Origin of the sequence: Odoribacter sp. N15.MGS-14, assembly GCF_000980245.1 — a bacterium.
GTDB lineage: Bacteria > Bacteroidota > Bacteroidia > Bacteroidales > Marinifilaceae > Odoribacter > Odoribacter splanchnicus.
Window position 1 is genome coordinate 1 of the sequence record NZ_LARE01000084.1, and the last position, 9,801, is coordinate 9,801.

General features: G+C 43.1%; 6 protein-coding genes. 5 read left to right on the plus strand and 1 reads right to left on the minus strand.

Translation table 11 applies throughout. The annotated features are described in order from the left end of the window. The 4 genes from WS34_RS15715 to WS34_RS13095 all read left to right on the plus strand — a co-directional run. Positions 1-1,280: TlpA family protein disulfide reductase (locus tag WS34_RS15715; RefSeq protein WP_286693782.1), on the plus strand; the 1,280-nt coding region annotated here is incomplete at its 5' end. A 14-nt stretch (positions 1,281-1,294) separates the two neighbouring features. After that, positions 1,295-3,919, plus strand: a complete 2,625-nt coding sequence (locus tag WS34_RS13085; RefSeq protein WP_286693783.1) for a S9 family peptidase — start codon at positions 1,295-1,297, stop codon at positions 3,917-3,919. Between the two features lie 83 nt (positions 3,920-4,002). Then, positions 4,003-6,729 carry a hypothetical protein gene (locus WS34_RS13090; protein ID WP_046405310.1) on the plus strand — a complete coding sequence of 909 codons (2,727 nt, stop codon included), beginning with the start codon at positions 4,003-4,005 and terminating at the stop codon, positions 6,727-6,729. 122 nt (positions 6,730-6,851) lie between these two features. Then, complete coding sequence (locus WS34_RS13095; protein ID WP_046405312.1) at positions 6,852-8,420, plus strand: hypothetical protein; 1,569 nt, start codon at positions 6,852-6,854, stop codon at positions 8,418-8,420. A gap of 188 nt (positions 8,421-8,608) precedes the next feature. On the opposite strand, the gene WS34_RS13100 is transcribed toward WS34_RS13095, so the two are convergent. Beyond that, entirely contained in the window at positions 8,609-9,148 is a 540-nt protein-coding gene (locus tag WS34_RS13100) for an RNA polymerase sigma-70 factor (protein WP_046405314.1), read from the minus strand. Positions 9,149-9,301: 153 nt separating this feature from the next. Here WS34_RS13100 and WS34_RS13105 point away from each other — a divergent pair. Next, the coding region (locus tag WS34_RS13105) for a hypothetical protein (RefSeq protein ID WP_046405316.1) at positions 9,302-9,801 on the plus strand (500 nt) is incomplete at its 3' end.

The window sequence follows — 9,801 nt, forward strand, 5'->3', positions numbered from 1 at the left end:
TCAGAGCAGAGGAGTTTGCTGTGATAAAGGGAAAGATCGGGGGAAAGGCACCTGCCAGAGAAGTGCAACTGATGATCGTGGAAAATGGGGTACCGGTAAAATATGCCGGTACCACTATTGCCGGTAACGGTAGTTTTGCTTTTATGTTCCAGCCGGCAGAGGCCGGTTTTTATTACCTGTACGATGGAAAGGAGTATCATCGGATGTATATAAAAGCAGGGGATGAAATACATTTTCAGGGAATCGACGGGGGTTGGAAACAAGTGGACATCACCGGTGAAGAAAATCGTCTGTTGGAACAGTGGAAAGAGATGAAGCGCTCTTTGAAAATGGACGCCAGGACAGAAGCTTATGGAGCTTATTTCCCCCGTTTCGATTCGCTTCGGCTGGAGGTGGACCGGTGGTTGCAAGAAACGGTTGTCCAGGATTCCCTTTTTCAAAAGCAGTTGAAGGAGACAATCGAATTCGATCTGTTGTATGATTTCATTTCTTATATTGCTAAAAATCAGCAATCCTATGAATCCGAAGAGCAACGATCGGCTTATTACCGGCAGCTCATCGGACGCTTTCCCGTCGAAGATGGCCGTATTTTACAACAACCTTATGGTATTCAGTTGCTTCGGGAATACTTTAATTATAAAAGGACTTTTGTCATACGGCAGGGAGAATATTCCTTCGATGACTGGTTAGCCGAAATCGGATCTCCGCTATTGAAAGCCGAATTTGTGTTGGCTGAAATAGATACCGTTAGTTTCGGGCGTTTTTGTGATTACGAACAGAAGTATTTTCCTTTGATGCAAAATGAGGAACAACGCCTGCGGTTATGTCAGTACCGGGGACGCCCTCATTCCACCCTTCAAAAAGGAGAACGGGCTTCGAATTTTATCTTCCCCGACACTGCCGGATACTATCGCTCTATGGCCGATTTCCGGGGGAAATATAAGTTTATCGATGTTTGGGCGACCTGGTGTGCTCCTTGTAAAGCTGAGATCCCTTATTTACAACAGTTGGAGGCTGAATTTCAGGGAAAAGAAATTGAATTTATCAGTATCTCCATAGATAAAAACCGGAAAAAATGGAAAGACTATGTCCGGAAACATCAGTTGGGAGGTGTGCAATTGTGGGCCGGTGATTGGAGTTACCTCCCGGAAGAGTTACATGTCGGTTCTATTCCCCGGTTTATTTTGATCGATAAAGAAGGCAATTGGGTAGATACTGAAGCATTCCGGCCTTCTAATCCTGCATTAAAAAAATTATTGAAGAATTTATTGAAAAAATGATCGGTTTGAAAAAAGTGATATTGACCTTCTGCGTTTGTCTGATAGGAGTAGGAGGTATGGGAAACGTATGGGCCAGCAACAAAACAATACGGGATTTTCATGAATTCGAGTTGTGGCACAAACTATTGCAATACGGGTTATCTCCGTCCGGCGAATGGGCGATGTGGAGAATCCAGGCTGCGGAGAAAACAGATACTTTGTTTGTCCGGCATATCGCGTCGGGAAAAGAGTACAAATATAAAAATACTTCTGCTCCCGCATTTTCCCAGGATTCCCACTGGATCGTCTTTTCAGAACCGGCGGGAGAAAATGCGGCTGCCGGTATTGCTTATCAGGTAAAACTGGTTTGCCTTACCAATGGGGAAGAACAAATCTTCCGGGGAATGGAAAGTTTTACTTTTACCAACGATAGTAAATATTTGATTTTAAAAGGAAGAAATGTAGAAAATGCCGTAGAATTGAATCTTTATGATCTTGAAAAAAAACGGATAAAGAATATAGCCAATATACAGGAATATACGGTCGACCCAACGGGGAAATACCTGGCTTATACCCTAAAAGCTGAAAAGGGACTGAGCAATAGTCTGGAGGTATTGGAACTGAATGATTACCGTCTTCTGTTTTTAGAAAACGATAAAAACGGATATGAAAAATTGAAATGGACAGATCACGGGCTTCTGTTTATGAAAGTGTTGTCGGACAGTACAGGGCAGAAGCAAGGCCGGGAAATTCATGTCGTCCGGAATATCGGAAATAGGCAGCAGGCCTGCTGTTTTGCTGCAGAGGCCTGGGCCGATTTTCCGGCAAATATGAAAATCAGTGAATATTACACACCCCAATGGTCTGCCGATGGGAAAAAACTGTTCTTCGGTATTGCTCCGGAACGGTATCAAGGGGAATCCCGGGCGGAAGTTACAGCAGATGTCGATATCTGGCATTGGAAAGATCAGGAAATTCAGTCGCGTCAGAAAAACCGCTATTACCTGAATCGTAGCCGGACCTATTTGTGTGTATGGTGGCCGGAAGAAAAACGCTGGAGGCAGCTGGCCGATTCTTCCTTGTTCGATATAGCCGGTATCTCTGCCGACGGGGCATTTGTTTTGGCTGTCGACGATCAGCCCTATCGGCCCCATTACCGCGAACTTCATCGGGATATTTATGTGATACAGACGGAAACTGGAAAACGTACCCGCTTGTTGGAGAATACAATATTGTCGGCTTCTTTTTCCCGCGAAGGAAAGTATGTTTACTATTTTAAGAATAAAAATTGGTGGGCATACGATTTGGCGAAAGAAGAATATATCAATCTTACCGCTCAGGTGACTACTGGATTAAGCGATATATATTACGATGGCCCCATCGATATCGCTCCCTCGTTCGGCATTGCCGGTTGGCTGAAAGAAGATAAGGCTTTTTGGTTTTATGACGAATATGATATCTGGAGTGTCGAGCCGGCTACGCTGAAATTGAAGCGGTTGACCCGAGGACGCGAAGACAAGATCACTTTCCGGAAATTTCAGCGCGGAGTTTTGACTCCCGGCTGTAACCTGCTGTTGAGAGCTACCGGTGATGACGGGGCTTCCGGAATTTATCGCTTCGATCCCAAAGGGCATCATCGCCCTTTACTGTATGGGCCATTCGGTACATTACGTTTGGAACAGTCGGCAGATAAAAAGACGAACTTACTCGGATGGGCTGACAATATTACAGCTCCCGAACTATTCGTTTGTGATGAAAACCTGAATCGGCTTCAACAATTGACACATACGAATTTACGTCCCCCCGGATTTATTTTCCGTAAAAGTGAATTGATCCGTTATAAAAATTCACGGGGTAAGGAGTTGAAAGGAGCATTGTTTTATCCGGTAAACTATCGGGAAGGTCAATCCTATCCGATGATCGTTCATATTTACGAGAAACTGTCCCAGCATTTAAACGATTTTGTTTTTCCTTCGGCATCGGATCTTTATAATACGATGAATTATGTGTTACAGGGCTATTTTGTTTTTCAGCCTGATATCACCTATGAGGTGAACCGGCCGGGCGAATCGGCAGTAGACTGTGTTACGGCTGCTGTTCGGCAAGTGTTGAAAAGAGAAGATATCGATCCTGCACGGTTGGGGTTGATCGGGCATAGCTGGGGCGCTTACCAGACGGCTTATATTATCACACAAACTCCGCTTTTTGCTGTTGCCGTGGCAGGAGCACCTCTGACAGATATGATAAGTATGTATAATAGTATTTATTGGGAAAGCGGACGTTCCAATCAAGAAATGTTCGAAACGGGACAGGCACGTTTCAGATTACCCTGGTGGCAAATCTCCCGGCAATATATCTGTAATTCCCCGGTATTTCAGGCAGAAAACATTCAGACGCCGCTATTGATGATCTTCGGAACTGAAGACCAGGCCGTCGATTGGAGTCAGGGACTGGAAATGTATATTACCATGCGCAGGCTTGGAAAACCTTGTATCCTATTGACCTATGAGGGCGAAGGACATACAATCGGTGGACAAATGAATACCTTGGATCAAACCGGGCGTGTCATGGATTATTTCGATTATTATCTGAAAAAAACGGTTGCGGCCGATTGGATATTGGAAGGACGAACTTACCTGAAAAAGAAAGGAGAAGAATAATTTTACCAGATCATGCCGGCACTGCCGGCATTTTTTATTAATTTTGCTTTGAAATAGCTTGTTGTATACCGACGTTAAATTGTATGAAAAAAGGGATTCTATTATCATTATTGGCCGTTATCCTGCTTGCTGTCGTTGTTTGTGCCATTTGGTATATCAATGAAGAGGGAAAAATGCGGGCCGGTAGTAAAGATTCTTTTATCCCTTACAATTCGGCTGTCGTGGTGACGGTTAATGCCGGGGCTGAGTTAGCACCTGAGATCCGGCAGGCTTTTGCGGCCGATTTGAAAGTGTTTCGCCGGAAGTTGTTGGTCCGGATAACCGATACTTTACAACAACAAGGGCTGGTGAAGGCACATCCTTACGTTGTGGCAGCCCGGGTGGAAGGCAAGAGCGACGTCGCTTTCCTCTATGTGATGGATAACAAAGATGTCATTTCCCGGGGAGAAGTAACCGATTTTCTGAACCGGACTTTTGCTGCCGGAGGGGAGAAGGTACGGAAATACGACCGGCATAAAATATATACTTTAAAACAAGGGAAAGAGATCGCTTATTTTGCTGTTTGCGGCGGTATTATCTTGTTGTCGGATTCGGACCTGTATATCGAAGACGGACTGAAACAATTCGACCTTGAAGAAGCCGGGGAAGGAGTCAAACCCCATTATCAGAATCTGAATAAATATTTTTCAGCCGGTGCCGGTATAAATATTCTGTTGAATACCGGAGCTTTTACAGAGTTGATGCCTTTGTATATCCAGGTTAAAAAGGTTTTTCCCCATGTCGATATTACCCGTTTTTTCAAATGGGGAGCTTTGGACGGAGATTTCAGCGGACAGGGGATTTGTCTGAACGGATTTATGAACTATAGTGGACTGGATGGTTCGTACATCGCTACATTGGAAAAACAACAGGCCCGGGAAGCGAATATCGACGGGGTACTGCCTTCCGGTCTGCTCTCGTTAGGATTGCTGAACCTGAGTAATCCTGCGGCTTACTTTGCTGCTTTGGACAATTACCGCTATACGGTAGGACAAAAAGAAAATATCTTCAGGCGAAAGCAGCAGTTCGTTAAGATGTTCGGAAAAGGACGCGAAGAAGAGTTGCGCGATTTGTTGCAGGGAGAGTTTGCTGTTGTAGATCTGGCCTATAATGAAGCGACCCGCGAAAGGGATGGGCTTATCGTAGCCAGTCTTAAATCGGGTAGCTTGTGTAAAGTGGTGTTGGAGAAGATGATGAAGGAATATGCCCGTTTCGATAATCAGTCTTCAGAAAACTATTTAAAAGAATATAACCTCGATCGGGAAAAAACTTTCCGTTACTATCTTTTCCCGGCTGATGATCTGGCTGCCGTTTATTGGGGATATATTTTTGAAGGGATAAAATGCCGTTGCGTGTTGGTGGAGGATAACTACCTGATTTTTGCTTCCTCCGAGAGTGCGGTAAAGAGTTTTGTCCGCGATTATGTGCATGGGAGCGTCATCCGCGATGCCGAATGGTATCGGCATCTGAAAACCCGTTTGGCCGGAAAATATAATATGGCTTATTTTGCCCGTACGGCTGAGGTTTTGCCTTTTTATACCTCTTTGACTCAGGGAAGTTGGCAGCAGTTCCTGACTCGACGTCAAAAGGAACTGTCTGTATTTTCTACCTGGGCCTGGCAGTGGTCCAACGAGGGAGATATGCTCTATACCACTCTTTTTCTGAGTACAGCCGAGATAAAAGATGAGATTCGTCCGCATGTGTTGTGGCAGACTAAATTGGATGGGAAAGTGAGTATGAAGCCCGTTCCCGTGACCAATCATGTGACGGGTGAGAAGGAATTGTTCGTACAGGACGATCGACATACTGTTTATCTGATCAACGATGTGGGGCGTGTGCTTTGGAAACTTCCTCTCGGGCAGCAGATCAATAGCGAAGTATATCAGGTCGATCTCTTTAAGAACGGGAAATTACAATACCTGTTTTCTACTCCCGACAAGATGTACCTGATCGACCGCAACGGTAATGCTGCAGGGCGTTTCCCCGTCGCTTTCAAAGGAAAATGCGAACAGGGTATATCCGTGTACGATTACGATAATAACCGCAACTACCGCATCTTTGTTCCTTGTGAAAACCGGGAAGTATATCTGTACGGTTTGGATGGAAAACCGGTAGAAGGCTGGAATCCCCAAAAGACCGATAAACCGGTCGTTTCGAAAGTACAGCATTTTAGGGTGGCCGACAAAGATTATATCGTCTTTGCCGATCGGTATCGTTTTTATATATTGGACCGTAAAGGCAAAGAGAGAGTGAGAGTTTCTTCCGTATTCGATCTGAAACCTCATACCGATGTCTATTTAACCCGTAAAGGCGGACAACCGGTTCTGGTATTTGCTGGTAAGGGAGGGCAGATACATGTGGTGAATTTTTCCGGTCAGACAGAGACTTCCCGGGTAGAAGGATTGTCCGATCGGTTTGAAATGAATATAGTGGATTGGGATGGAAATGGGAACGGGGATGTTTTGTTTACCGATGGAAACCGGGTATTGGTCACCCGTTTGGATGGAACGCCGCTTTTCGAGAAGAAAATGGAGGCTAAAACTTTAGGTTTCCCTTATGTATACCGTTTCTCTGCTAAAGACGTGCGTGTCGGCTTGACCGATCCGGAACAAAACCAGTTGTTTTTGTTATCGGCTGATGGAAAACTGTCCAAAGGATTTCCCATTACCGGCGATTCGCCTTTTTCAATCGTCTTTTTAGAGAATGACGGATTTTTCTTGTTTGCCGGAACCGGAAACAATACGATTCTGAAATATAAGGTACAACGATGACTTGAAGATGTTTAAAGTGAATGATTTAGAAAATAGATAAATTGTAAAAAAATAGTTTTTCTAAAAATTTGATTTTCCAAAAAATTAACACAATTTTGCACTGTCGTGTAAATGTTATATTTATGATGAAATTTTGTTTGAATTGGGGTGGTGCAGCTTTGTTGTCTATGCTGCTTTTGTGTACTTCTTGTGGCGATGCCGATCTTTTCGATACCGATAAATGGACCAATGAAATAGAAGGCTGGGAGCCGGGTGTTTCCTTAAAAGTGCTTCAGGGGTCTTTTACTCTTTGGGATTTAATTAATCAGGGCGATGACGATGTGGTCGTAAAAGAAGGAAATGATCTGATCATTCAATATACCGAAGAAGGTATTTACCATATCGATATCGATCAGGTCTTCGATATGCCTGCGGAAGATTTGGAATTCGGCTACTCATACACGATACCCGGTATGGTATCGGGAGTTCATTTAGTATTGGACCATCCGTTAGAAATTGAATTCCAGACTTCAACCACTTTAAAAGAAGTGCCTGATGGATGTGAACTGAAAAAAATCCAGGCTTCTGCCTGTTTTATGTTACCGGAAATAGGATATCCTTATGAGATCGAGGCTACATTCCCCGATATTGAGATGAACGGTGAAATTTTGCATATTACGAAGTCTGTACCTGCTACCGGATCGGAGTCTATCGATTTAAACGATTTTATACTCACCCTCGATGCAGAGAAAAAGGTCGATTTAGAAGTAAATATTGTCATTCCGGCGGGAACTGAGGTGACGAATCCCGACTTGGATTTGATATTTGGCTTGAATAATCTCAAATTCAAAAAAGCAGAAGGAAAAATCACAGTCGATCCGATCGCTATCGACCCGGATAAATTTAATATGGATATCGACTTTTTGGATGAAATCGGGGGTAAATTTAAGTTCACTAAGCCTGAACTGAATATTATTCTCCGTAACAAAGGTATCGGTGTCCCGATGAGTGTCGATGCTACTTTCGATGGACAAAACGCAGAAGGAGACGAGTGTACACTGAAATTAAAAGAAGGAAAAGAGTTGCTCACTTTAGGGAATAAGTCGAATATCGTGCTTTCCGATACTTTAGGGTTGAATAAGGATAATTCCAATATTGTAGACTTTCTGTCCTTGCCACCGACAGGTGATATATCCTATCAAGGTACGGTGACGGTAAATCCGCAAGGATACGAGGATAATGTGATTTACAGCGACGGAGAAATCGACCTGGATGCTTATGTCCGGATACCTTTCGCATTGAGTGCCGAAGGACTCAATTACAAAGACACGCTGAACGATATTGATATCGATCCCAAGTATGCGGATAGGATCAAAGAAGGTGTAATTACGATTACTGCTGTCAATGGACTTCCATTGAATCTCCAGATTCCGACTTTGGTGCTGTTGGGAGAAAATGGCGAGAAATTGGAAAGCCTTACCGCTGTGAAAGGGCGGGATATTATTCAGGCTGCCAACGGTAAAGAGAGTGTGCTGGAATTTAATCTGACTCAGGCACAAGCTAAAAAATTAGGACAAACAGAAAATATCCTTTTGGAAGTGAAAGCTTCGACAACAAATAATCAAGAAGTGGTTGTTGCTGCAGATGCGAAATTATCGTTCGACCTGAAACTGGTCGCAAAAGCCGTGATCACCGATCTGGACGATTTTTAGCATATTCGGGTAAAGAGTCGGAATAAAAAACAATAGAGGTTACAAGGATTTCAAGGGTTCATTTACCTTTTGGCCTTGTAACCTTTTTGTCTTAAGAATATACACTCAATTAATTTATACCTACTTTTTAATAGTTATAAAGGTTTCAAATCTAACCGTTATGATATAATAAAAACGGTGGAATCAAATCAATCGTCATAACCCCGCTTTTTTAAATAAAAACAGAGGATCGCAAAATGTTCGAAGAAATGGTTACGTAAATGTTTTATACCATTGCGCAACAGGGTTTTTACTGTATTGATGGAAATATTCATTTCGTCGGCGACCTCTTGGTATTTCATATTTTGAATAAAGATAAGGGAAATGATTTTGCGGGTTTGCCGGGGCATTTGCTCCAATTCTTCCTTGATTTCTTCGATGATTTTTTCATCGAAAAGAAAAGTTTCCTCTTCAATGATTTCTTGTTTTAAGAGATCGAGAGGTGCATATACGGGTCTTTTTTTTTCCAGTTTATCCAGACAGGCATTTTTGACGGCATTGAAAAGATATGCTTTTACGGCTTTTTCATCTGCAAGGATCAATTGTTTTTTCTCCCAGCACCGTACGAATACATCCTGTACGATATCTTCCGCGTCGGCTTCTACCGGAAGATAATTCCGGGCATAAAGGCATAGGTTTTTCGCATACTTGTGAAAGATATGTTTTAGCGTATATTCGAGTGAGTACATAAGCGTTTTTCAAAATGCCTGTTACAAATTTAGGCTAATTTCCCGTGCATTCAAATGCTAAAGTGAAAAAATAAAATTACAAAAATTTTGATTTCGATTCACCCGTTTTTTAATTTTTCCGTCTAAGTATATAAAAATCTAAATGCAGTAACCATGGACGGACAAAAAGAACCTTGGATAGAAAAAATAATTTCTTTCTATTTAGGAGAAATCTCCGATGCGGCAAAAGAGGAACTGGAGGAGTGGGTGAGTATATCCGAAGAACACCGGGCGGAATTTAAGCGGGTGGTGGGAGTTTGTCATCGGTTGCGACTGACTATGACCGATGATCGGGGGAGGGATATGAGAGAAAATGTGTTGAAGAAATGCTTGCAATGTAGCCGGAAGAAGCATTCTTTGCGCCTGCTTCGGCTTGCTGCTTGTGCAGCCATGCTGGTATTGGCTTTGGGTACGGGCTATATTTTTTATTCAAACCACGCGCATTCCCGGAATAGTGAAATGAAGAAGATCGGTTTATTACAGGCGAAACATGGTGAACGGATGGCGATGTTACGATCGGCATCAGGAGAAGAATGGGTGTTGAGCGATCGTAACACCACGAAATTGGAGATCGGAGAGCATGTCGTTTTAAAAGGTGATTCTATCCTTCCGGT